Below are 23614 nucleotides of genomic sequence, written 5' to 3' on the forward strand. Positions count from 1 at the left end.
CACCCCACTCCCGACCTCAGGTCCGCTGCCGCCGATGCCTGGCTCGCGGCGGGCCGCCGCGCAGCGCGCCCGGACGGTGCTCGTCACCGGGGTCGCCGGGGGCACCGGGACGACGACCGTCGCAGCACTCCTCGCCGATGCGATCGGCGGACGTCTCGACGTGGTTGTGCAGGCGACGGACCACTCCGGTGGCGAGCTCGCCGCACGACTCCCCACCCTGCAACCAGCCACCTCACGCGTGACGGTGCACGACATGGGGGCGCATGTCGACCCTGCCGTCGTGCTCGCGGCGACGCCGGAGAACTCCCTCGTCGTGGTCGGGCGGGCCACTGCCGACGGTGCAGCGGAGGTCCGGGCAGCGCTCGCGTCCATCGCCGAGGCTCCGGATCCGGCGCTCGTCGGCCGATCGGTCGTGGTGCTCGTGGACCGCGGCGTGACACGCGATCCGGTGGACACCCGTCAACTGGACGATACGGGAGTCGCGGCGGTCCTCGTGCTGCGCGCCGACCGCGCTCTCAGCCGGCCCGGTCGGATCCAGGTGGGAGCGATCAGCGACACCACGATCGCGACGGTGTCGGGTCTGCTCACGGCCCTGGGTTGGTAGCCGTGACCGGTACGCACGGGAGGCCCGTCACCAGCTGGTGACGGGCCTCCCGTCGGGGAGACGCGGGCGTCGTCAGGCGCGCGCCTGGCGCACCCGGTCCGCGAACGCGGCGTGCAGCGGGTGCTCCGTGTCGAGCCCGGTGATCTGCGTGACCACGTCGGCGTCGGATGTGTCCGACGCCAGCAGCGCCTGCAGTTCGACGCTCTGTTCGTCGTCCGCGACGTCGAAACGGAGCGCCGCTGCCATCGCGTCGAGGAGCGCGGTCGGCTCGGTACCGTCCTCGGCCAGCGCGGCGGCGGGCGAGACGAACCGCTCGTCGCGCGACAGCTTGCGGAGCGGCTGACGGCCGACGCGGGTCACCGTGTCGGGCAGGTGCGGGTTCTCGAACCGGCCGATGATCGCCTGCACGTACGCGCGGTGCACCTCGGGGTCGAGCTCGTGCCGGCGGATGAGCAGGTCGCTCGTCTCGGCGAGCACGGACTCGAGCTCGGAGCGCACGGCGGGGATCGCGATGGCGTCCGAGATCTTGTCGGCCCCGGCGACGAAGCCGTGGTACGCGACGGTGGCGTGTCCGGTGTTCACCGTGAAGAGCTTGCGCTCGATCGACGCCGCGAGGCCGTCGACGTAGTGCGCGCCGGGGATCTCCGGCTCGTTCCCACCGAACGGCGTGCGGTCGATGGCCCACTCGTAGTAGGTCTCGACGGTGACGTCGAGTCCGCCGCCCTCGGGCTGTGCGGGCACGATGCGGTCGACGGCGGTGTTCGCGAAGACGGCCTTCGCGAGGGCCGCGTCGCGGCCGTCCTCGGGCAGGGCCGCGACGATGAACTCGCGCAGGCGGTCCGTGGCGTTCAGGGCGTTCTCGCACGCCATGACCGCGATCGGCGCGGCGTCCGCGTCGCGGGCGACGAGCGCGCGGGCGATCACCGGTGCGATGAACCTCAGGACGTTCGGGCCGACGGCGCACGTGACGACCGCGGCGGTCGCGATCTCGGCGACCACGCCGTCCTCGTCCTGCGCGCTGTTCAGCGCACGGAAGTTCGTGACCTCGTGGTCCTGGGCGCCGGCCCCGACCTCGTGCACGGTGTACGAGTCGGCTGCGGCCAGAGCGTCGATGAGCGGTGCGGCGACGTCGGCGAAGACGACCTCGTACCCGGCCTCGTGGAGCAGGAGCCCGACGAAGCCGCGGCCGATGTTGCCGGCACCGAAGTGGACGGCGGTGCTGGTGCTCACTCGTTGACCTCGCCGAGGATCGACAGGATCGCTGCGGTGTCCTGGGCGTCGGTGAGCTTCTGGACCTCGTCCTCGTCCGAGAACACGATCGCGATCTTCGACAGGATGTCGAGGTGCTCGTTGTTCACACCGGCGATGCCGACGACGAAGCGCACGGGGTTGCCGTCCCAGTCGATCGGGCTGGCGTAGCGGATGAACGACAGGGCGGACGACTTGATGGCGTCCTTCGCGTCGTTGGTGCCGTGCGGGATGGCGAGGAAGTTGCCCATGTAGGTGGACACGCTCTTCTCGCGCTCGAGCATCGCCGGGTAGTAGTCGGCCGTGACCGCGCCCGCAGCCTCGAGGATCTCGGCCGCCTCCTTCATCGCCTCCGACTTGGTCGGCGCGGTGTCCTCGGTGTGGATGCGGATCTGGCTCTCCTGCAGGACGGGCATCGGGGGTTCTCCTTGTGTTGAGGACGAGATGGAGGGGACGGGTCAGCCCCGTCCCCTCCGATACTGCACTTCGTTACTGGTTGTGGCGTTACTGGTTCTTGAGCTGCTCGACGACCTGGTCGTACTGCGGCGCGTTCATGAAGTTGCCGACCGACACGTGCTGCGCGTTCGGGTTCTTCTGCTTGGCGCGGTCCGTCAGTTCTTCCTGCGTGATGATCAGGTCCTCGTCACCGGACAGGTTCGCGATCGCCTTGTTGGAGACCGTGACCCCTTCGATGCCCGCCTTCTTGATCTTGTTGCGCAGGACGCTGGCACCCATCGCACTCGAGCCCATGCCGGCGTCGCAGGCGAAGACCAGGTTCTGGACCTTCGTCGCCGTCGCCGTGTTCGCCGAGCCGACGCCGCCGAGGGAGGCCTCGGCTTCTTCCTCGTTGGCCGGGGAGTTGTTGCCGAGCAGGCCGGCGGTCGCCGAGTTGACGTCGCGGCCCTTGTTGGCCTGGAGCTTCGCCATGGCGGCGCTCATGTCACCGCCGCCGTTCGCCAGGTCGCGCTTGCGGCTGGCGAGCAGGAAGAAGGACGAGACCGCGAACGACACCGCGGCGGACAGGACGACCGACAGGATCACGCCGAGGAAGCTGTTGCGCTCGGTGGCGCCGAGCACCGCGAAGATCGAGCCGGGCGACGCCGGGGCGACGAGGCCGGACTGGAACGCCACGTTCGTGGCGACACCCGTGGCACCACCGAGGATGACGGCGATGAACAGGATCGGCTTCTGCAGCACGTACGGGAAGTAGATCTCGTGGATGCCACCGAAGAACTGGATGATGATCGCGCCGGGAGCGGTCGAGCGGGCGATGCCGACACCGAAGAAGGTGAATGCCAGCAGCAGACCGAGACCGGGGCCGGGGTTCGCCTCGAGCAGGAACAGGATCGACTTGCCGGACTCGGCGACCTGCGCCGCGCCGAGCTGGTCGAGCACACCGTGGTTGATGGCGTTGTTCAGGAAGAAGACCTTCGCCGGCTCGATGATGACGCTGGCGAGCGGCAGGAGCGAGTGCTGCACGAGGAAGTCCACCGCGGAGCCGAGGCCCTCGGCGATGAGCTTGAACAGCGGCGCGAGCCAGAAGAAACCGATCATCGCGAGGACGAAGCCCAGGATGCCGGCCGCGTAGTTGTTGACGAGCATCTCGAAGCCGGGCTTGATCTTGCCGTCCCAGATCCGGTCGATCTGCTTGATCAGGTAGGCACCGAGCGGGCCACAGATCATCGCGCCGAGGATCATCGTGGTGCCGGAGGCCCCGATGATGACGCCCATGGTCATGATCGACCCGACGACGGCACCGCGGGTGTCGTAGATCATCCGGCCGCCCTGGATGGCGATCGCGAGCGGGATCAGGTAGGTCAGGATCGGGCCGACGAGGCCGGGGTTGGCGACACCGGCCGTCTCACCGAACCCGCCGAGGACGCCGACGGGGGTCCACCCGGTCTCGATGAAGAAGGCCGTGATGATGCCCCACGCGATGAAGATCGCGATGTTGGGCATGACCATGCCGGAGAGGAACGTGCCGAACTTCTGAACGGCGACGCGTGCGCCGCCCCGCGACTTCGCGGGTGCGTCGGGCGCTGCAACGGACGACGTTGTCATGTGCGGTGACTTTCTGTGTGGTGGAGCTGCTGCGTGGTGATGGGACGGGTGGTGCTGGGGGTGGTGGCTCAGGCGGCGTGCGTCGCGGCCGCGGCAGCGGACTTCGCGGCCGCCGCCGTGCTCGCGGCGAGTGCCGCCGTCGCCATCTCGCGGGCCTGTTCGAGCGTGTAGCGGCCGAGTTCGGCGCGCACGTCGGCCAGAGCCGCGGGGGTCATGGAGAGGGTGGTGGCGCCGAGACCGACCAGGACGACGGCGAGCAGCGGGTCGGCTGCTGCTTCACCGCAGATCCCGACGGCCTTGCCGGCGGTCGCGCCCGCGGAGCCGAGCTGCGCGACGAGGCGCAGGACGGCGGGGTGCCACGGGTCCTGGTAGGACGCGACGGTGCCGAGCATGCGGTCGGCAGCCATCGTGTACTGGGTCAGGTCGTTCGTGCCGATCGACACGAAGTCGGCGTTCTGGAACACCTGCTCGGCCATCAGCGCGAGCGACGGCACCTCGGCCATGACACCAGCGGTGCGGATGCCGAGTTCGCGGGCCAGGGTGACGAAGTACTCGGTCTCCTCGGCGTCGGCGACCATCGGGGCCATGACCCACAGGTCGGCCTCGGTCGCGGCGTCGGCCTGGGCGAGCGCGGTGAGCTGGTCGCGCAGGACCTCGGGGTGGTTCCGCAGCGCACGCAGGCCGCGGCGCCCGAGGGCCGGGTTCTCCTCGTCCTTGTCGGTGAGGAACGGCAGGGGCTTGTCGGCGCCGGCGTCGAGCGCGCGCACGACGACCTTCTTGCCGGGGAACGCCGCGAGGAGCTGGCGGTACGACTCGGTCTGCTCGTCGACCGTGGGGGCCTTCGGCGAGTCGAGGAAGAGGAACTCGGTGCGGAAGAGCCCCACGCCCTCCGCACCGAGAGCAACGGCGCCGGCGGCGTCGGCGGGGCTGCCGAGGTTCGCGAGCAGGGGCACGACGTGGCCGTCAGCGAGCGCACCGGCGGTGAGCGGTGCCGCTGCGGCGGCGAGACGGTCGGCGATGCGCTGCTCGACCTCGGCCACGAGCTCCGCGGAAGGGTCGGTCACGACGGTGCCGGCGAGGGCGTCCACGACGACGGACTGGCCGTCGGCCAGGTCGTCGGCGCCGGTCACGCCGACGATGGCGGTGATGCCCTTGGCGCGGGCGAGGATCGCGGTGTGCGACGTCGGGCCGCCGTCGCGGGTGACGAGCGCGAGCACCTTCTCGAGGTCGAGCAGCGCGGTGTCCGCCGGGGCGAGGTCGCGGGCGACGAGGACGAAGGGGGTGTCCGACTCGGGGACGCCGGGTGCGTGCACGCCGCGGAGCTTGGCGATGATGCGCTGGGCGACGTCGTCGAGGTCGGCCGCGCGCTCCCCCATGTAGCCGCCCATGCCGACGAGCAGGTCGCGGAACTGGGCGAACGCCTCGTACACCGCGCGCTCGGCGTTGGTACCACCGTCGATGCGGGCGTGCACGTCGTCGAGGAGCGTCGGGTCCTGCGCCATGAGCGCCTGGGCCTCGAGCACGGCCTGGGCGTCGCCACCGGCGAGCTGTCCGCGCTTGTTGAGGTCGTCCGCCACGGCGGCCAGTGCGTCGTGCACGGCCTGTTTCGCGTCCTCCGCCGAACCCACCAGGGCGTCCTTCGACGGTTCGCCGAGCGGGTCAGCCATCCGGAGCACGGGGCCGTGGGCAACGCCACGGCCGACGCCGGTGCCGAGCAGTTCGGACATTCGAGACTCCTTCATCTCACACGCGCTTGCGGTGGGGTGGATCGTTCGGTGCACACGACACGGGAACGGACCACGCCCGTGCGGCTGAGCAGCACACTACCCCGCTTCGCGTTGACAAACAAACACATCCGGGGATAAAAATGCAGAAACAGATGCCCGTTTGCGTCTGGCGGATCGAACACACGGCACGACATCGCGGATGCCGTGCCCGAGCATGTCCGTTCCGTTCCGACCCGAGACGACGAGGTCCGATGTACGCACCAGAACGCCACCAGCGCATCGTCGAGCAGGCGCGCGCGCAGGGCCGGGTGGACGTCAAGGACCTGGCCGAGTCGCTCGCCGTCACGCCCGAGACCATCCGCCGCGACCTGACGAGCCTCGAGCGCCGCGGTCTCGTCCGTCGTGCGCACGGCGGTGCGATCCCCGTCGAGCGCATCACCCTGCACCCCGGCGTCGGCGACCGAGGCGGCATCAACCAGACCGAGAAGATGGTCATCGCCGAGGCCGCCCTGGCGGAACTGCCCGAGAACGGCTCGATCATGATCGACGCCGGCACCTCGACCATCTGCCTGGCCGAGCTGCTGCCGACCGACCGCGGGCTGACCGTGGTCACGCACTCGCTCCCGGTCGCCACCGCCGTCGCGAACCGCCCGGGCATCGACCTGCACCTGCTCGGCGGCAACATCCGCAGCGACTCCCTGGCCGGCGTCGGCACCTGGACGCACCAGCTCATCGGCATGGTCAGCGTCGACGTCGCCTTCATCAGCATCAACGGCATCACGCCGGAGCGCGGCCTGACGACCCACAACATGGCCGAAGCTGCCGTGAAGAGCGCGATGATCAAGTCCGCCCGACGGAGCATCCTGCTCGCCGACCACACCAAGTTCGGCCGCGAGGAGTTCGGTCGCGTCGCCCCGCTCGCCGCGATCGACACGATCATCACCGACCCCGCCGTCAACCTCGACCTGGTCCGCGAGGTCGAGGCCGCCGGCACAGAGGTCTTCTGGCCCGGCCGACCCTGACCGTGCCCCGTTCCCGCCCACCCAGTGCTCGCTAGCATGAGCCAACCACCCATCGACAGGAGTACATCGATGTCCGAAGCCACCCGCACCGTGACCGTCGCCAGCGCATCCGGCCTGCACGCTCGCCCCGCATCCCTCTTCGTCCAGACCGTGACGGCGTCGGGGCACCAGGTCACGATCGCCAAGGGCGACAAGTCCGGGAACGCCGGCAGCATCCTCGCCTTGCTCGGGCTCGGCATCGAGAACGGCGACGAGGTCACCCTCACCGTCTCGGGCGACGACGCCGAGACCACCGCGGACAGCCTGGTCGAGTTCCTGAAGACGGACCACGACGCGGCCTGATCGCGCAGGTCGCGTCCTGCACGCGACCACCAGACGGACGGGAGGCCCGTGGCTGCGCAGCCACGGGCCTCCCGTCCGTCTGTCGGGGGCGTCCAGGGCTGTCGGCACCCGCCGATAAGGTGTTCTGCATGACACGCCTGCGCCTCGCATCCGTCAACGTGAACGGCGTCCGCGCCGCCTTCCGCAAGGGCATGGGCGACTGGCTCGCCACCCGTGACGTCGACGTGCTGGCCCTGCAGGAGGTGCGCGCGTCGAGCGACGACCTTGCGGCGCTGCTCGGCGACGAGTGGGACATCGTGCACGACCCGGCGACCGCGAAGGGCCGGGCCGGCGTCGCGATCGCATCTCGACACTCCGCTCAGATCCACCGCGTCGCCCTGGGCGCCGACGACTTCGACTCGGCCGGCCGCTGGCTCGAGGCCGACTACGAGATCGGCGGCACGACCGTCACCGTCGTCTCCACCTACGTGCACTCGGGCGAGGTCGACACCCCCAAGCAGGACGAGAAGTGGAAGTTCCTCGACGCCATGACCGAGCGGCTGCCGAAGCTCCGCGAGCACAACCCGCTCGCGGTCGTCGTCGGTGACCTGAACGTCGGGCACGACGAGCGCGACATCAAGAACTGGAAGGGCAACGTCAAGCGCGCCGGCTTCCTGCCCCGCGAGCGTGCCTACTTCTCGCGGTTCTTCGGCGCCGACGGCGAACCGGTCGAGGGCGCCGACGGCTCCACGGGCCCCGGCCTCGGATGGGTCGACGTGGGTCGCGCCCAGGCCGGCGACGTCGACGGCCCGTACACGTGGTGGTCGTGGCGCGGTCAGGCCTTCGACAACGACACCGGCTGGCGCATCGACTACCAGATGGCGACGCCCGATCTGGCCGCCAAGGTCACGGAGTACACGGTCGACCGCGCCGCGGCGTACGACCAGCGATGGTCCGACCACGCCCCCGTGGTCGTCGACTACGAACTCTGACCCTCTTCTCTCGCTTCACCTGACGCACCGGAGCACCACCATGACCAAGACCCGCATCTTCTCGGGCATCCAGCCGTCCGCCGGATCGCTGCACCTCGGCAACTACGTCGGGGCGCTCATGCAGTGGAGGACCCTGCTCGACGACTACGACGCCATCTACTGCGTCGTGGACATGCACGCGATCACGTCACCGCAGGACCCGGCCGAGCTCCGGGCGAACACCCGGGCCACCGCTGCGCAGTACATCGCGTCGGGCATCGACCCGTCCAAGGCGACGCTGTTCGTGCAGTCGCACGTGCCCGCGCACGCCGAGCTCGCCTGGGTGCTGAACACGCTGACCGGCTTCGGGGAGGCGAGCCGGATGACCCAGTTCAAGGACAAGTCGGCACGCCAGGGCGCCGAGGCCGCGTCGGTCGGGCTCTTCACCTACCCGATCCTGATGGCCGCGGACATCCTGCTCTACGACACCAAGGTCGTGCCGGTGGGCGACGACCAGCGCCAGCACGTCGAGCTCACGCGTGACCTGGCCGGACGCTTCAACTCGCGGTTCGGCGACACCTTCGTCACGCCCGAGGCGCGGATCCTGACCGAGACCGCACGCATCTACGACCTGCAGGACCCGACCAGCAAGATGAGCAAGTCCGCAGCGTCGGACAACGGCCTCATCCGCCTGCTCGACGACCCGAAGCGCACCGCGAAGAAGATCAAGTCGGCCGTCACCGACGCCGAGCGCGAGATCCGGGCCGACCGCCAGACGAAGCCCGGTGTGACGAACCTGCTCTCGATCCTGTCGGCGTTCACCGGCACCTCGATCGCCGCGCTCGAGGAATCGTTCGCCGGCAAGGGCTACGGCGACCTGAAGGGCGAGGTCGCCGACGCCGTCGTGGCCGAGCTCGAACCGGTCCGCGCCCGCACGCTCGAGCTGCTCGACGACCCGGCAGAGCTCGACCGGCTGCTCGCCGTCGGCGCCGACCGTGCCGAGTCGATCGCGCGGGAGACCCTGACCCGCGTCTACGACCGCATCGGGTTCGTCCCGCGGTCGCGGGGCTGATCGTGCAGCCCGTCACGCTCGAGTCCGCGCGGGTCCGGCTCGACCTGCCCACCCGCGCCGACACCGCGGCGATCACCGAGGCCTGCCAGGACCCGGAGATCGTCCGGTGGACGACGGTGCCGACGCCGTACCGCGAGCAGGACGCCCGGACCTTCGTCGACGCCCTGGTCGGACCGGGGTGGGCCTCGGACCGCGAGTACACCTGGGCGATCCGACCGGCCGGTTCGACGTGGCTCGCGGGCATCATCAGCTACCGCACCGCCGGTCGTGACCTCGGGTTCTGGCTCGCACCGACCGCGCGCGGTGCCGGACTCATGCACGACGCCGTCCGGCTCGTCGTCGACTGGGCGTTCGAGCAGGGCGCGCCGGACGTCTACTGGGAGTGCTACCAGGGCAACACGGCCTCGGCGGCCGTCGCCCGTGGGGCCGGGTTCTCGTTCACCGGCCTCGGCGCGGCCCGGGTCCCGGGTCGCGACGGCGGCCCGACCACGGCGTGGACCGCACTGCGACGCGCCGACGGTGCTCCTGCCTCCGAGCTCCCGTGGCCCAACGCCTGAACGCGCTCACAACCGTGGTGACGTGTCACCCAACCACCGCCGGTAGGCTCGGCCCGTGAGCGACACGGCACGACCCACCGAGGTCCGGGCGATGCGCCGCGGACTCGAACTCGCGGCCCTCGGACCCGTCGTCGGCGACCATGCCCGCGTCGGCGCCGTGATCCTCTCCCCCACGGGCGAGGTCCTCGCCGAGGGCTGGCACAAGGGCGCCGGCACCCCGCACGCCGAGGTCGACGCGATGGCCAAGGTCGACCCGGCACTGCTGCGCGGCGCAACGGCGGTCGTCACCCTCGAACCCTGCAACCACGTCGGCCGCACCGGACCGTGCGCCGTGGCACTGCTCGACGCGGGGATCGCCCGGGTCGTCTACGCGATCGACGATCCCGGCGCCGACGTGCACGGCGGCGCCGATCGACTCCGTGCCGCCGGAGTCCAGGTCGTCTCCGGGGTCCTGGCCGACCAGGCCGAGGCGTTCCTCGAACGCTGGCTGCTCTCGGTCCGGCTCGGCCGACCGTGGGTCACCGTCAAGTGGGCGTCCAGCCTGGACGGGCGCGCCGCCGCCGCCGACGGCACGAGCAAGTGGATCACCGGCGCCGCCGCACGGCAGCACGTCCACGAACAGCGCGCCGCCCACGATGCGATCCTCGTCGGCACCGGCACCGTCCTGACCGACGACCCGAGCCTGACCGCGCGCGGGGACGCCGGCGAGCTGCTCGCCGACCAGCCGCTCGCCGTGGTGCTCGGCGACCGACCGGTACCGGCCGACGCCGCCGTCCGTCGGCACCCGCGGGGGCTCGTCACCCTGCCCGGACACGACCTGGCCACCTCGCTCGGTGCGCTGCGCGGGCAGGGCGTGCACTCGGTGTTCGTCGAGGGTGGTCCCACGGTGGCGTCGGCTCTCATCGCCGCCGGACTCGTCGACGAGTACCTGGTGTACATCGCCCCGGTGCTGCTCGGCGGGCCCCGTGTCGCGCTCGACGAGCTGGGCGTGGGAAGCATCTCCGATCGTCGGCGGTTGGACGTACTATCGACCACCAGCCTCGGCCCCGACCTGCTGGTCCGAGCCCGACCGCAGCGCTCGCAGCACCATGACCAGCGCCAGCACCAGCACGACAGCAAGCAGCAGCACGACGCGACACCCGGGCTCGGGAACGACGGGCCCACGAACGACCGGAGCACCCCATGACCGATGCGTTGACCTCCCCCACGCCGGGGAGCCCGGTCAAGTTCGAGGTGTCGACGAACGTGCCGACCACCCACGGCACCTTCCAGATGCGCGCCTACCGCGACCTCGTGACGAGCTCAGAGCACGTCGCGATCATCGGCACCCTGCCCGACGGCTCGATGCCCACCGACGGCGCGCTCGTCCGGGTGCACTCCGAGTGCCTGACCGGTGAGGCCTTCGGCTCGCTGAAGTGCGAGTGCGGCCCCCAGCTCGACGCCGCGCTGGACACGATCGCGGCCGAGGGCGGCGTGGTCATCTACCTGCGCGGGCAGGAGGGCCGCGGCATCGGCCTCATCAACAAGCTCAAGGCCTACCGCCTGCAAGAGGACGGCCTCGACACCCTCGACGCCAACCTCGCGCTCGGCCTGCCCGCCGACTCCCGCGCCTACGGCGGCGCCGCGGGCATCCTCGCGGACCTCGGCATCACCCGCGTCCGGCTGCTGTCGAACAACCCGGAGAAGCGCCGCCAGCTCGAGGAGCACGGCATCACCGTCGATTCCCTCGTGCCGCTCGTCGTCGGCATCTCCGCGCAGAACGCCGGGTACCTCGACACCAAGCGCGACCGGATGGGCCACCAGCTGCCCGAGCACCTCGAAGCGGGGGCGGGCGCCTGAGCGCGCGCGGGCGACCGATGCCGCGGCCAGCTGACTCTGGGCTGATTCGCAGGCAGACGACATCTGTCGTATGATCGGGCTTCCGTCACAAGCGGTCCCCCTCAGCCGAACGCACCCGACCGGTGCCCGCGCCACCCCGCGCGAACCGATCGGTGTCCGCCGTTTCGGATCCTCGTGCTCCCCGTCGGGAGCACGCAGCACGGAAGACCCCGCCCTGTCATGACCGCCGCCCCGGCACCCGCAACCCCCACCTCCGCTCCGGCACCCGCCGGCAACCCGCGCTCCCGCGTCGTCATCGCGAGCCTCGTCGGCACGTCGATCGAGTTCTACGACTTCTACGTCTACGCGACCGCCGCGGTGCTCGTCTTCCCGACGCTGTTCTTCCCGAACGAGGACCCCACGGCCTCGCAGCTGTCGTCCTTCGTCACCTTCGCCCTGGCGTTCTTCGCCCGGCCGGTCGGGTCGATCATCTTCGGGCACTTCGGTGACCGGATCGGCCGCAAGACCACCCTCGTCGCGTCGCTGCTCGTGATGGGCACCGCCACGTTCTTGATCGGCTGCCTGCCCACGTTCGACACCATCGGCGTCTGGGCCCCGATCCTGCTCGCCGTGATGCGCTTCGCCCAGGGCGTCGGGCTCGGCGGCGAGTGGTCCGGTGCGGCCCTGCTCGCGACCGAGAACGCACCGAAGGGCAAGCGCGGCGTGTTCGGCTCGATGCCGCAGCTCGGTGCCCCGATCGGCTTCCTGCTCGCGAACGGCCTGTTCATCGCGATCAACGCGGCGATGCCCGCCGGCGCCGACGGCACCCCGAACGCCGACTTCCAGGCGTGGGGCTGGCGCATCCCGTTCCTGCTCTCCGCCGTGCTCGTCGTCATCGGCCTCTACGTGCGCTTCAAGCTCGTCGAGTCGCCGGTGTTCCGTGGCGTGCAGGAGTCCGGCACGGTCGCGAAGGTCCCGCTCGGCCGGGTGTTCCGTACCTCGTGGCGGGCCGTCATCGTCGGCACCTTCGGCATGGTCGCCACGTACGTGCTCTTCTACTTCATGACGACGTTCACGCTGTCGTACGGCACCACCGGCGCCGAGGCGAGCGCACTCGTCCCGAAGGTCGGACTCGGCTACACCCGTGGCGAGTTCCTGACGCTGCTGATGATCGGCGTCGTGTTCTTCGGCATCTTCACCCCGATCGCTGGGCTGCTCGCCGACAGGTTCGGCCGCCGCAAGACCCTCATCCCGACCACGATCGGCATCGCCCTGTTCGGCCTGACGTTCCAGTTCTGGTTCGCGGCGTCGAGTGGGCCGATCACCGTGGTGACGTTCCTCATCGTCGGGCTCTCGCTGATGGGGCTGACCTTCGGTCCGATGGGTGCGCTGCTGCCCGAGCTGTTCCCGACGAACGTCCGGTACACCGGCTCGGCCATCGCGTACAACGTCGCGTCGATCCTCGGTGCGTCACTCGCCCCGACCATCGCGTTGGCACTCTGGAAGCCGGACGGCAACATCTTCCTGGTCGGCCTGTACCTGACGATCGCCGCGGTGGTGACGCTGGTCGCGCTGCTCTTCGTGCGCGAGACGAAGTCGAAGGACATCGCCGACGCCTGATCGGCAACCACCCGCGGGACGGGAGGCCCGGTGCCAGCTGGCACCGGGGCTTCCGTCCGTCATGGCGGTGACCCCACTGCCCGGTGCGAGACGCCGTCAACGCAGGTTGACGGATGTCGGTGCGTCAATGTAGGTTGACGGGCATGGACCGACCGACCATCACGAGCCTCGCGGCCGGAGCATCGGGGGACGACCCGTTCTCCGCCCTCGCCAACGTGCGGGAACTGCGCCGTGAGCTCGACCGGACCGAAGAGCTCGCCGCGCGACGTGCCCGCTCCGCCGGCGCCTCGTGGCAGGAGATCGCGACCCTGCTCGGTGTCAGCCGACAGGCAGTGCACAAGAAGTACGGCAGAAACTAGGAACACGATGAGCTTCCCCTTCGCACGCCCGAAGACCTCCGACGGCCCCCGCGCCACGTTCGGTCGCCTGCTGTCCTACCTGTTCGAGAACAAGCCCGCGATGGTCGTGATCATCGTGCTGAGCGTCCTCGGTGCGGGGGCCTCGCTGGCGCAGCCGCTCCTGGTCAACCAGGTCATCACCGCGGTGCAGCAGGGCAACACCCTCAGCACGCTCGTGTGGCTGCTGGTCGGGCTCGTCATCGTCGCGGGGGTGCTGAACGGTGTGCAGCACTTCCTGCTGCAGCGCGCGGGCGAGGGCGTCGTGCTCTCCACCCGCCGCAAGCTCATCGCCCGCATCCTCAACCTGCCGATCTCGGAGTTCGACACCCGCCGGACCGGTGACCTGGTGTCCCGCGTCGGCAGCGACACCACGCTCCTGCGTGCCGTCCTGACCCAGGGACTGATCGAGTCGATCGGCGGCGCCCTCACGTTCATCGGCGCCATCGTCGCGATGGCGGTCATCGACCCGCTACTGCTCGGCATCGTGATCGTGATCGTCCTGATCGCCATCGTCGTCGTCGGCGGACTGAGCCGTCGCATCCGGGTCGCCTCGAAGCGTGCGCAGGAGAAGGTCGGCGACCTCACCGCCGCGGTCGAACGCGGGATCGGCGCGGTCCGCACGATCCGTGCGGCCGGCGCCACCGAACGCGAGGTGCGCGAGGTCGACGGCCACGCGACCGAGGCCTACAAGCGGGGCCTCGACATCGCCAAGATGTCCGCCTTCGTCGTCCCCGTCGCGAGCATCGTCATGCAGGTCGCGTTCATCGCCGTCCTGGGCGTCGGCGGGGCACAGGTCGCGGCCGGCACCATCACCATCGCGACGCTCATCACGTTCATCCTGTTGCTCTTCATGATGATCATGCCGCTCGGCCAGGCGATGGGCGCCGCCGTCGCCGTCGCCCAGGCGCTCGGCGCGCTCGGCCGGATCGAGGAGATCCTGCACCTGCCGACCGAGTCGCAGGACGACGAGTCGGTCCGGCCCGCCACGGCGGTCGCCACCGACGACGCCATCGCGTTCGAGCACGTGTCGTTCCGGTACCGCGCCCAGGCGGACGCCTCGGGTGCCGACGGCGCGGTCGCGTCCGACCCCGCGGACCGTCCAGGAGGCCCGGATCACGTCGACGACGAGCGCTCGGCTGACGACGTGGTGCTCCACGACGTGTCGTTCCGGGTGCCCCGCGGCTCGCGTGTGGCACTCGTCGGCCCGTCCGGTGCCGGCAAGTCGACGACGCTCGCGCTGATCGAGCGGTTCTACGACCCCACCGACGGCGTGATCCGCCTGGGCGGCATCGACGTCCGTGGCATGGACCGCGACGAGCTGCGTGCCCAGATCGGCTACGTCGAGCAGGACGCGCCCGTCCTCGCCGGCACGATCCGCGCCAATCTGCTGCTCGGGTCGCCGGACGCCACCGAGGACGACTGCGTCCGGGTGCTCGAGGCGGTCAACCTCGGCGAGGTCCTGCACCGCGATCCCCGTGGTCTCGACGCACAGGTCGGTGAGGACGGCGTGATGCTCTCCGGTGGCGAACGGCAGCGCCTGGCCATCGCCCGCGCGCTGCTCGCCGCTCCCCCGATCCTGCTGCTCGACGAGTCGACGTCGTCACTCGACGGGGTCAACGAGCAGAAGATGCGGCTCGCGATCGACGCCGTCGCCGAGGACCGCACCCTGCTCGTGATCGCGCACCGGTTGTCGACGGTGGTCGACTCCGACGTGATCGTCGTCCTCGAGCACGGCCGGGTGGTCGGCAGCGGCACGCACTCCGAGCTCGTGGAGTCGACGCCGCTCTACCGCGACCTGGCGAAGCACCAGCTGCTCGTGTGAGTGACGGTACGGCCGCGTGCACCGCGGCCGTACCGTCGATCCAGGCTCAGGCGGCGAAGGGGTCCGGCGTCAGCACGTAGACGGTCTCGAGGTACTCCTCGATGCCCTCGTGCGAGCCCTCGCGACCGAGGCCGGAGGACTTCACGCCGCCGAACGGGAACGCCGCGTTCGAGACGACGCCCGTGTTCAGCCCGAGCATGCCCGTCTCAAGACGCTCGGCGAGCCGCTGGCCACGGCGGAAGTCGGTCGTGAAGGCGTAGGAGATGAGCCCGTACTCGGTGTCGTTCGCGAGCCGGATCCCCTCGTCCTCCGTGCTGAAGCGCGTGACCGAGGCGACCGGACCGAAGATCTCCGTCGTCATGATCTCCGAGCCGGGCTGCACGTCGTCGATCACCGTGGGCTCGTAGAACGTGCCCGGGCGGTCGATCCGGTGCCCGCCGGTCACGAGTCGGGCACCGCGGCCGAGGGCGTCGTCGACGAGCGAGGCGGCCTTGTCCACGGCGCGGTCGTCGATGAGCGGTCCGAGCGTCGTACCGTCCTCGGTGCCTCGGCCGACGCGCAGGGCGTCCACCTTCGCGGTGAGGGCCGCGACGAACGCGTCGGCGATGCCGTCCTGCACGAAGAACCGGTTCGCAGCGGTGCAGGCCTCGCCCGTGTTGCGGAACTTCGCGAGCATCGCCGCGTCCACCGCCTCGTCGAGGTCGGCGTCGTCGAACACGAGCAGCGGGGCGTTGCCGCCGAGCTCCATGCTCGTCTTGAGCACGTTGTCCGCCGCCTGCTTGAGGAGCGCCGAACCGACCGGGGTCGAACCGGTGAACGTCAGCTTGCGCAGGCGCGGGTCGGCGATGATCGGCTCCGACAGCCCCTTGGCGTCACTCGACGGGATCACGTTGAGCACACCGTCCGGCAGCCCGGCACGGCGGAACAGCTCGACCAGGAACAGGGTCGTCAGCGGGGTGAGGTCGGCCGGCTTCGCGACCACCGTGCAACCGGCGGCCAGGGCCGGTCCGATCTTCCGGGTCGCCATCGCGAGCGGGAAGTTCCACGGCGTGATCGCGTAGACGGGGCCGACCGGACGCTTCAGCACGATCGCGCGGCCGGTGCCCTCGGGGTTCGTGCGGTAGTCGCCGGTGATGCGGACCGCTTCCTCCGAGAACCACCGCAGGAACTCGCCGCCGTAGACGACCTCGCCGCGGGCCTCGGCCAGCGGCTTGCCCATCTCGAGCGACATCAGGGCAGCGAGGTCGTCGGCGTGCTCGTGCACCAGGTCGAAGGCCCGGCGCAGGATGTCCGACCGTGTGCGCGGGGCCGTGGCTGCCCAGGACTCCTGCGCGGCGGCTGCGGCGTCGAGGGCGGCGATGCCGTCCTCGGGGGTGGCGTCGGCGACCTCGGCCAGGACGGCACCGGTCGACGGGTCGTGCACGGCGAACGTGGACCCGCTCGACGAGGCACGCCAGGTGCCGCCGATGAAGAGTCCGGTGGGGACGCCCTCGACGCGGACGTGCTCGTCGGCGACGGTGGTGGTGGTTTCGTTCGTGGTGGTGTCGGTCACAGTCGTGCTCCTCCTGGGTTCGCGAGGCCCTCGTCCATGTCGCTGCGGTCGACGTGTCCGCCGGCCGCCCGGATCTCGTCGAGCGCCCGGGCGCTGCGCTCGGCGTCGACGCCGGCCACCAGGTCCTCGTACACGGCGACGTCGAGGCCCGCGGCACGGGCGTCGAGCGCCGAGGCACGGACGCAGTGGTCGGTCGCGATGCCGACGACGTCGATCGTGTGCACGCGGCGCTCGGCGAGCACCTCGGCCAGCGGGACGCCCGCCTCGGTCCGGGCCTGGAACGCCGAGTAGTCCGGCGTGCCCTGGCCCTTGAGGACGTCGACGTCGATCAGTGCGGTGTCGAGATCGGGGTGGTAGTCGGCGCCGGGTGTGCCGGCGACGCAGTGCACCGGCCACGTGTCGACGAAGTCGGGCCCCTCGGGTCCGGCGAAGTGTCCGCCGTTGTCGTCGTCGCCGTGGTGCCAGTCGCGGGACGCCACGATGAGGTCGTACTCGTCGCCGTGCCGACCGAGGAACGCGGTGATGCGCTTCGCGAGCGCCGCTCCCCCGGTGACCGCGAGCGCACCGCCCTCGGTGAAGTCGTTCTGGACGTCCACGACGAGCAGTGCTCTTGCCATGGGTCCATCCAACACCCGTCGGCTCAGGAGCCGGTGAGCTTGCTCCCGCACGAGTAGGTCGCGGCGGTCACCGCGTCGAGTGCTGGCAGTGCCGCTGCACGCGGCGATCCGATGGCGTAGAAGGCGAAGGTCAGCCGCGACCCGTCGGCGGCGTCGATGTAGCCCCCGAGGGTGTTCGCGCTGTCGATCCAGCCCGTCTTCGCGTGCACCTTGCCGCGGGCGACCGCGTTCGCGCCGGTGAACCGGCTGGCCAGGGTGCCGGACTGGCCGGACACCGGCAGGGCGTTCGCGAGCGTGCCGAGGCCCTTCGCTCCGGAGGCGACCTGCACCATCAGGTGCGCGACGAACTCCGGCGACACGGCGTTCGAGGCGCTCTCGCCCGAGCCGTCCTTGATCACGATGCCGGCCGGGTCGAGGCCGTAGGACCGCAGTGCCGACTGGTACACGGACGACAGCGACGCCGCGGAGCCGTTCGACCCGGACTCCTTCGAGGACACCCGGGCGAGCATCTCGGCCAGCGTGTTGTCCGAGTTCGGGATCATCTGCCCGATGAGCGTCGACACCGGCTGCGACGACACCGTGGCGATCGTCTCGGTGCCGGTGGTCGCCCGCTTGACGATCTGCGCGGACGCGGCGCCGACGACGCCGGCGTTCGCCAGCGCGGTCCGGAAGGCGATGCCGGCGCGTCCGACCGGGTCCTCCGACCGGGGTGAGGTCGCCGCGGCGGGGTTCGCCCGGTCGCCATCGACCATCAGCGCCGTGACCTCCGGCTGGTACCCGATGGTGCGCTCGGACACCGGCCACGTGGGGTCCCAGGCGTCGGCGTCGCTCCAGTACGAGTCGTCGGTGACGATCGTGGTCACCGGGGTGTCGCCGACCTTCGCCTTCACCTGCTGCGCGAGCTGGGCGAGGGTCGGGGCGCCCGGGTACACCGTGCCGCCCCCGGCGGACAGCGTCGCGTCGCCGTGGCCGACCAGGGCGACGGTGTTCGCGGACTCCCGCGCGACGGTCGTCGGGATGCGGTGGTCGCCCCCGAGCACCGACAGTGCGGTCGCCGAGGTCAGGGTCTTCATGACGCTGCCGGTCTGGGCGGCCCGCTCACCGTGCTCGGAGAACAGGACCTTGCCCGTCTTCGCGTCCATCACGTACCCCTCGAAGTCGCCGAGGCCGCTCGCCGACGCGGCCGTGGCGATCGAGCAGGTCCGGAGCGCGGACGGACCGGCGAGGTCGTCCGGCACCGTGCGGGCATCGGCGGTCGGGGTGGGGGACGGCTTCGTGGTGGGGCGCTTCGTGGTGGGCGTCCGGTCCGGAGCCGAGGACGCGGTCCGGGTCGGGCTCGACGCCGCAGCGGTCCGGGAGTCCGGGGTCGTGGCCGCCGCGACGGCGACGGCCCCACCGGAACCGACCACCAGCAGCGCCGCGAGACCACCGGCGATCCATGGGACCGGGCGTCGTGCAGCGGAGGCGCGCACCGCGGTGACGGCGGCGCGGAACCGCTCCGGGACGGAACGCGGGGTGGGCTGCTGCTCGGACATCGCGACCGATCCTACGGAACTGCGGCAGGAGCCTCCAGGCCGGATCCGGGATCCGTCGCGGACGGGAGCCGGGTCAGGGAGCCGTGACCGGACCGTCGGCCGGGTACCGGACCCCGACCTGGCGTCGTGCCTCGTCCAGCACCGCCATGATCGCGACGGTCTCGTCCGGGTCCATCGGCCCGCCGTCGTGGTGGCCGGACGCGATCATCGTCTCGAAGGCGCGGGCCTCGTGCTCGTAGCCGGCGAGCTCCTCGCGGCCGTCGAACTCCTCGACGATGGCACCGTCGCGGTCGCGGATCCGCCAGGTGGTCGGCGTGTACCAGGTGGAGTCGAGGTCGATGCGGCCGGTCTCGCCGATGATCGACGCCGTGTTCGGGCTCCGCAGGTCCATCCCGAAGTGGATCATCGACTGCGCACCGCCCGCGTGCGTCATGACCAGGCCCATCTGCTCGTCGACGCCCTGCTCGCTCAGCGTGCCCGCCGCGACGAGCGCGGTCGGCACCCCGAGCACGTCCACCGCGAAGGACACCGGGTAGATCCCGAGGTCCAGCATCGCTCCCCCACCGAGTGCCGGGTCGCGCAATCGGTGGCCGGGATCCGTCGGGAGCGCCTGGTGGTGGGTCGCCTCGACCACCATCGGGCGGCCGATCCGACCCTCGGCGACGATCTCGCGGATCATCGCCATCTGCGGCAGGAAGCGGGTCCACATCGCCTCCATCACCGCGACTCCCGCATGCCGAGCGGCGTCGACGACCGTACGGGCCTCGTCCGCGGTGATCGTGAAGGCCTTCTCGACCAGGACGTGCTTGCCCGCCCGGATCGCGAGCAGGGCGTCCTCGGCGTGCCGGACGTGCGGGGTCGCGACGTAGACCGCGTCGATGCGCTCGTCCGCCACCAGGTCCTCGTAGGAACCGTGTGGCTGCTCGATGCCGAACTCGGCGGCGAAGGCCTCGGCGTGTTCGCGGGTGCGGCTGCCCACGGCGGTGAACACGATGCCGGCCGCGGTGCAGTCACCCACGAAGGACCGTGCGATGCCGCCTGTGCCGATGACTCCCCAGCGAACCGTCATGGGTCCTGTCTACCAGCGCGGGGCGGGGTGCGGCGGGGCCCGCCTCGCCTCGTCAGCGGCGGTGCTTGCCGAGCGCGGCGTCCGGGGCGGCCATCGGGTGGTTCCGGAACCAGCGCAGGAGCTCACGGGCACGACTCGTGTCGGCGCTCGCGTCCCCCTCGGCGAGGAACGAGTCGAAGCCGTCGGGCAGGTCGGCTTCGGCCTCCCGGTGGAACGCCATCTTCCACTCGCCGAAACGGCGGGTGTGGATGCGCTCCTCGACCAGCAGGCCGACGTCGGTGTGCCGCGGGTCGTCGATGATGCGCTGGTACGTCTCGAGCACGGCCGCCTCGGGGCCCTCGAGCAGCTGCATGAACCGGCCGTCCTTGTAGACGAGCAGACCGGACAGGCCGGATGCGGTGTTGCGGACCCGTGCGTGCTCGAGCAGTGCGTCGAGCCGCTCCTGGTCGAACACCTCGTTCGCTGCGCTCATGTAGACCAGGGACAGCAGCATGACGACCTCTCGGTGACGACGGAACGGGTTCTCTCTCATCGTGGACCGCGCCGACGCCGTCGGGCAGCCCCAGAACGGGGATCGTTCCCGCCCGCGCACCCGCGTCGAGGTTCGGGTCATCGACGCGAGCACACGGGTGTCGGGTCGTACGACCGGACTGATTCGGAGCCCCCGTCCGGGGGGTTTGGTCACTCCGCGTCGTAGGTACGGACCCAGTCGATCTGCACGTGCCCCGGGTCGCCCCAGTTGCCGATCTGGAACATGTAGCGGTGCGGCGTGGTGGGCACGTTGCGCGGCACCGTGAACACCAGCTTGCCGTCGAGGTAGTACCGGATGATCTTCCCGGGCACCCACTCGGTCGTGTAGGTGTGCCAGTCGTTCCAGGACACCCGGGTGTTGTAGTGCTCGGTCCGCTTCTCGAGCCCCTGGAGCATCGAGTGGTGGAAGACGCGCGGAGATCCGTCGAACTGCCCCTCCGGGTAGTTCAGCTCACCGTCGGCCCACGCGTTCGACGTCGGCCAGAGCATGACCGCGATCCCGTTGCCGTCCCCACCGGTCGCCCGCGCACGGATGCTGAAGGTGCCGCCGACGTGCGACCAGGCACCGGTGGGCGTACCGAACGTCCCGGCAGCGCCGTGCTTCCCGTCCATCGAGACGTCCAGGTAGCCGTCGTGAGCGCTGATGAGCTTGTCCGAGTAGTACTTGCCGCCCGTGCCGTCGGGGTACGGCTGCCACGAGTTCCGGTACGTCTCCGCGAAGGGGCCGCCGGCTGCTGCCGGGGTGTCGAAGTCCTCGGAGAAGGTCGGCTCGCGGTCCGCCAAGTACGCGGGACCGGTCGCGGACGCCGTCGGGGTCGCGGACGAACCGGTGCTCGGCGACGAGGTCGAGGCGGACGTGGCACGGGACTCGGGCACGGCTGCCGCGGTGACCGCCAGGGCTCCGGCGGTGGCAGCGACCACGACGATGACCAGGACACGCTTCAGCACGGCGTCACCGCCGGTGGAGCGCTGGGCTGGTGGTCGGTCATCGTGTCCCCCGTATCGCGGACAAGGCTAGCCCGCGAACACGCGCGACGTCTGCCCCTCGGGCGAGGGACACGGGTTTCGTCCGGAATACGAAAACCCCGGTCAGAGCCACATCGAGTGGGTCTGACCGGGGTGTTCACGGAGCCGCCTGTCGGAATCGAACCGACGACCTATTCATTACGAGTGAATCGCTCTACCGACTGAGCTAAGGCGGCGCACACCCCATGTCCGGAGTGGCACGAGCAATGACTATACAGGTTCAGACGAGTGAACGCGAAACCAGCACGCCGAGCTCGGAGAAGGACCGTTCGAGCTCGTCCACCAGGTGTGTTCCGGCTTCGGAACCCGACCACTCCCACCATGCGTGACGCAGGGCGGCGAGGGCGACGATGGCCGCGAGACCCGCGCGGCGGCGGAGTGCCTCGGCGTCGGCGGCGAGCTCCGGGTCGGCGTGTTCGAGCCGGCGCGCGACGGCCGCCTGCAGCTCCGCCTGGAACTCCTTCATGGACGCCATGCGACGACTGAACAGCTCCGGGTTCGCGCGGAGGACCTGCTGCCGCTCCTCGATGAGCCCGCGCTCCTCGATCAGTTCGCGCGTGGAGTGCACGAGCAGCGTGCCGATGTCCGCGAGCAGGTCACCGCTCGGACCACCGTCGACGAATGCCTGCAGCGCAGCGTCGTCCGGGAGCCGCGGGTCGTCCCCGAGGATCGCCTGCTCCTTGCTCGGGAAGTAGTTGAAGAACGTCCGGGGCGAGACGTCCGCCCGCCGGGAGATCTCGTCCACCGTGACCGCGCCGAGGCCGTCCTCGATGGCGATCCGGAGCGCAGCCTGCTGGATGGCGCGCCGGGTGGCGCGGCGCTTCCGTTCGCGCAGGCCGGGTTCAGCGTCGGGCATGCCGTGATTGTCGCACGCCGGGCTTCAGCGGCGGGCTCGGGCGATGGTGACGAGCAGTGCTTCGAGTGCCAGGAGTGCCGCCACGTTCGCCGCGATGCGCTGGCGCGCCAGGGCGACGGCGTCGAGGACCTCGAGCGCGGCAGCGGGCGGAGTCGTCGGCAGCGCGTGCTCGAGCTGGTCCCGCATGGACAGGTTGACCGGTTCCGCCGGGGCGCCGAGCCCCAGCAGGAGCAGGTCGCGGTACAGGGACGAGACGTCGACCAGGATCCGGTCGAGGCCGTCGCGCAGGCTGCGGGTCGCCCGGCGTTTCTGGTCGTCCTCGAGGGCACGGAGCTGCGACCGGAGCGCCGGCGGGATCGTCCCGCCCGGTTCGACCCCGAGCGAGCGGAGGGCCGCGTCGCGCTCTTCGGAGTCGCGCTGCTCGGTGATGGACTTGGCGTCCTCGTCGGCGACGGCGAGGAGCTCGGCGGCCGCCATGACGGCGTCACCCACGCTCCGCACGCCGAGCACGGTCGTCAGGGTCCGGCGGCGACGATCACGTGCTGGCTCGCTCGTGGCCAGGCGCTGTGCCATGCCGATGTGGCTCTGTGCCTGACGAGCGGCGTCCATCGCGAGGGCACGGTCGACGCCGGTCCGGGCGACGAGGAGGTCGGCGACGGACTCGATGCCGGGCACGCGCAGGCGGACCGAGCGGACGCGGGACCGGATCGTCGGCAACAGGTCCGCCTCACTCGGGGCGCAGAGGATCCACACCGTGCGCTCCGGGGGTTCCTCGAGCGCCTTGAGCAGCAGGTTCGAGGTTCGCTCGGTCATGCGGTCGGCGTCCTCGATGATGACGACGCGGTAGCGCCCGACCGACGGCGAGTAGTACGACGAGGTGACGAGCTGCCGGATCTCGTCGATCGTGATGATCACGCGCTGGGTCGTGAGCACCGAGACGTCGGGGTGGGTCTTCGCGGTGATCTGCCGCAGGGTGTGGTCGTCATCGGGGCCGTTGCCGACGAGCGCCGCGGCGAAGGCGGTCGCCACGTTGGAACGCCCCGACCCGGGCGGACCGGTGATGAGCCACGAGTGGGTCATGCCGCCGGTGCCGTCGGTCGACTCGGCCGCGTTGCGCAGCGACGCGACCGCTTCTTCCTGCCCGGTCAGGCCGTCCCACACGCTCACGGCACCATCCTGTCAGTGAC

The 23614-nt window shown here is 70.8% G+C and carries 22 protein-coding genes, 1 tRNA gene and 1 pseudogene; 11 read left to right on the plus strand and 13 right to left on the minus strand.

Going from position 1 to position 23614, the window contains the following annotated elements; all coding sequences use genetic code 11:
- The first annotated feature begins 34 nt into the window (after positions 1–34).
- Positions 35–604: a hypothetical protein gene (locus OE229_RS14300; RefSeq protein WP_262138599.1), complete on the plus strand. Its 570-nt coding sequence runs from the start codon at positions 35–37 to the stop codon at positions 602–604.
- A 72-nt stretch (positions 605–676) separates the two neighbouring features.
- Here the strand turns inward: OE229_RS14300 and OE229_RS14305 are convergent, their stop codons facing one another.
- The 4 genes from OE229_RS14305 to ptsP all read right to left on the minus strand — a co-directional run bounded on the left by OE229_RS14305 (position 677) and on the right by ptsP (position 5640).
- Positions 677–1834 (minus strand): mannitol-1-phosphate 5-dehydrogenase, encoded by a 1158-nt coding sequence (locus tag OE229_RS14305; RefSeq protein ID WP_262138601.1) that lies wholly within the window; start codon positions 1832–1834, stop codon positions 677–679.
- Entirely contained in the window at positions 1831–2268 is a 438-nt protein-coding gene (locus OE229_RS14310) for a PTS sugar transporter subunit IIA (RefSeq protein ID WP_182067233.1), read from the minus strand. The genes OE229_RS14305 and OE229_RS14310 overlap by 4 nt, the downstream gene beginning before the upstream one ends.
- Positions 2269–2356: 88 nt before the next feature.
- Positions 2357–3913, minus strand: coding sequence for a PTS mannitol transporter subunit IICB (locus OE229_RS14315; RefSeq protein WP_182066618.1), 1557 nt, complete (start codon positions 3911–3913; stop codon positions 2357–2359).
- Between the two features lie 68 nt (positions 3914–3981).
- Positions 3982–5640: a phosphoenolpyruvate--protein phosphotransferase gene (gene ptsP, locus OE229_RS14320; RefSeq protein WP_182066619.1), complete on the minus strand. Its 1659-nt coding sequence runs from the start codon at positions 5638–5640 to the stop codon at positions 3982–3984.
- A 251-nt stretch (positions 5641–5891) separates the two neighbouring features.
- Here ptsP and OE229_RS14325 point away from each other — a divergent pair, with 251 nt between their 5' ends.
- From OE229_RS14325 to OE229_RS14370, 10 genes and pseudogenes are all read left to right on the plus strand, one after another.
- Positions 5892–6662, plus strand: coding sequence for a DeoR/GlpR family DNA-binding transcription regulator (locus OE229_RS14325; RefSeq protein ID WP_071406394.1), 771 nt, complete (start codon positions 5892–5894; stop codon positions 6660–6662).
- A gap of 69 nt (positions 6663–6731) precedes the next feature.
- Complete coding sequence (locus OE229_RS14330; RefSeq protein WP_022905912.1) at positions 6732–7004, plus strand: HPr family phosphocarrier protein; 273 nt, start codon at positions 6732–6734, stop codon at positions 7002–7004.
- Positions 7005–7132: 128 nt separating this feature from the next.
- Entirely contained in the window at positions 7133–7975 is an 843-nt protein-coding gene (locus OE229_RS14335) for an exodeoxyribonuclease III (RefSeq protein ID WP_182066621.1), read from the plus strand.
- Positions 7976–8015: 40 nt separating this feature from the next.
- Positions 8016–9026 (plus strand): tryptophan--tRNA ligase, encoded by a 1011-nt coding sequence (trpS, locus tag OE229_RS14340; RefSeq protein WP_262138603.1) that lies wholly within the window; start codon positions 8016–8018, stop codon positions 9024–9026.
- Positions 9027–9028: 2 nt separating this feature from the next.
- Positions 9029–9583, plus strand: coding sequence for a GNAT family N-acetyltransferase (locus OE229_RS14345; RefSeq protein ID WP_262138605.1), 555 nt, complete (start codon positions 9029–9031; stop codon positions 9581–9583).
- Between the two features lie 91 nt (positions 9584–9674).
- Complete coding sequence (gene ribD / locus OE229_RS14350; RefSeq protein WP_262140040.1) at positions 9675–10769, plus strand: bifunctional diaminohydroxyphosphoribosylaminopyrimidine deaminase/5-amino-6-(5-phosphoribosylamino)uracil reductase RibD; 1095 nt, start codon at positions 9675–9677, stop codon at positions 10767–10769.
- An 8-nt stretch (positions 10770–10777) separates the two neighbouring features.
- Positions 10778–11422, plus strand: a pseudogene (gene ribA, locus OE229_RS14355) (GTP cyclohydrolase II); the annotation flags it as partial.
- A gap of 219 nt (positions 11423–11641) precedes the next feature.
- The gene (locus tag OE229_RS14360) at positions 11642–13021 is read left to right on the plus strand and encodes an MFS transporter (RefSeq protein WP_262138607.1); all 1380 of its coding nucleotides are present in this window, start codon (positions 11642–11644) and stop codon (positions 13019–13021) included.
- A 143-nt stretch (positions 13022–13164) separates the two neighbouring features.
- Complete coding sequence (locus tag OE229_RS14365) at positions 13165–13380, plus strand: hypothetical protein (protein WP_262138608.1); 216 nt, start codon at positions 13165–13167, stop codon at positions 13378–13380.
- 7 nt (positions 13381–13387) lie between these two features.
- On the plus strand, positions 13388–15241 hold the full coding sequence (locus OE229_RS14370) for an ABC transporter ATP-binding protein (protein ID WP_262138611.1): 1854 nt from the start codon (positions 13388–13390) through the stop codon (positions 15239–15241).
- Positions 15242–15287: 46 nt separating this feature from the next.
- On the opposite strand, the gene OE229_RS14375 is transcribed toward OE229_RS14370, so the two are convergent.
- The 9 genes from OE229_RS14375 to OE229_RS14415 form a co-directional block, all read right to left on the minus strand.
- Positions 15288–16793: an NAD-dependent succinate-semialdehyde dehydrogenase gene (locus OE229_RS14375; RefSeq protein ID WP_410007317.1), complete on the minus strand. Its 1506-nt coding sequence runs from the start codon at positions 16791–16793 to the stop codon at positions 15288–15290.
- Positions 16790–17410 carry an isochorismatase family protein gene (locus OE229_RS14380; RefSeq protein ID WP_182066628.1) on the minus strand — a complete coding sequence of 207 codons (621 nt, stop codon included), beginning with the start codon at positions 17408–17410 and terminating at the stop codon, positions 16790–16792. The genes OE229_RS14375 and OE229_RS14380 overlap by 4 nt, the downstream gene beginning before the upstream one ends.
- A gap of 23 nt (positions 17411–17433) precedes the next feature.
- Entirely contained in the window at positions 17434–18945 is a 1512-nt protein-coding gene (dacB, locus tag OE229_RS14385) for a D-alanyl-D-alanine carboxypeptidase/D-alanyl-D-alanine endopeptidase (protein WP_262138613.1), read from the minus strand.
- Positions 18946–19018: 73 nt separating this feature from the next.
- Positions 19019–20014 carry a Gfo/Idh/MocA family protein gene (locus OE229_RS14390; RefSeq protein ID WP_182066630.1) on the minus strand — a complete coding sequence of 332 codons (996 nt, stop codon included), beginning with the start codon at positions 20012–20014 and terminating at the stop codon, positions 19019–19021.
- Between the two features lie 52 nt (positions 20015–20066).
- A complete protein-coding gene (locus OE229_RS14395; RefSeq protein WP_071404995.1) occupies positions 20067–20507 on the minus strand; it encodes a BLUF domain-containing protein in 441 nt (146 codons plus the stop codon).
- A gap of 188 nt (positions 20508–20695) precedes the next feature.
- A complete protein-coding gene (locus OE229_RS14400; RefSeq protein WP_182066631.1) occupies positions 20696–21493 on the minus strand; it encodes a glycoside hydrolase family 16 protein in 798 nt (265 codons plus the stop codon).
- Positions 21494–21674: 181 nt separating this feature from the next.
- A tRNA-Thr gene (locus tag OE229_RS14405) sits at positions 21675–21747 on the minus strand.
- Positions 21748–21791: 44 nt separating this feature from the next.
- Positions 21792–22427, minus strand: a complete 636-nt coding sequence (locus OE229_RS14410; protein ID WP_182066632.1) for a TetR/AcrR family transcriptional regulator — start codon at positions 22425–22427, stop codon at positions 21792–21794.
- A gap of 24 nt (positions 22428–22451) precedes the next feature.
- A complete protein-coding gene (locus OE229_RS14415) occupies positions 22452–23594 on the minus strand; it encodes a DNA polymerase III subunit delta' (protein WP_259579474.1) in 1143 nt (380 codons plus the stop codon).
- Positions 23595–23614 lie beyond the last annotated feature (20 nt).

The organism is Curtobacterium poinsettiae (genome assembly GCF_025677645.1).
Classification (GTDB): Bacteria; Actinomycetota; Actinomycetes; order Actinomycetales; family Microbacteriaceae; genus Curtobacterium; species Curtobacterium poinsettiae_A.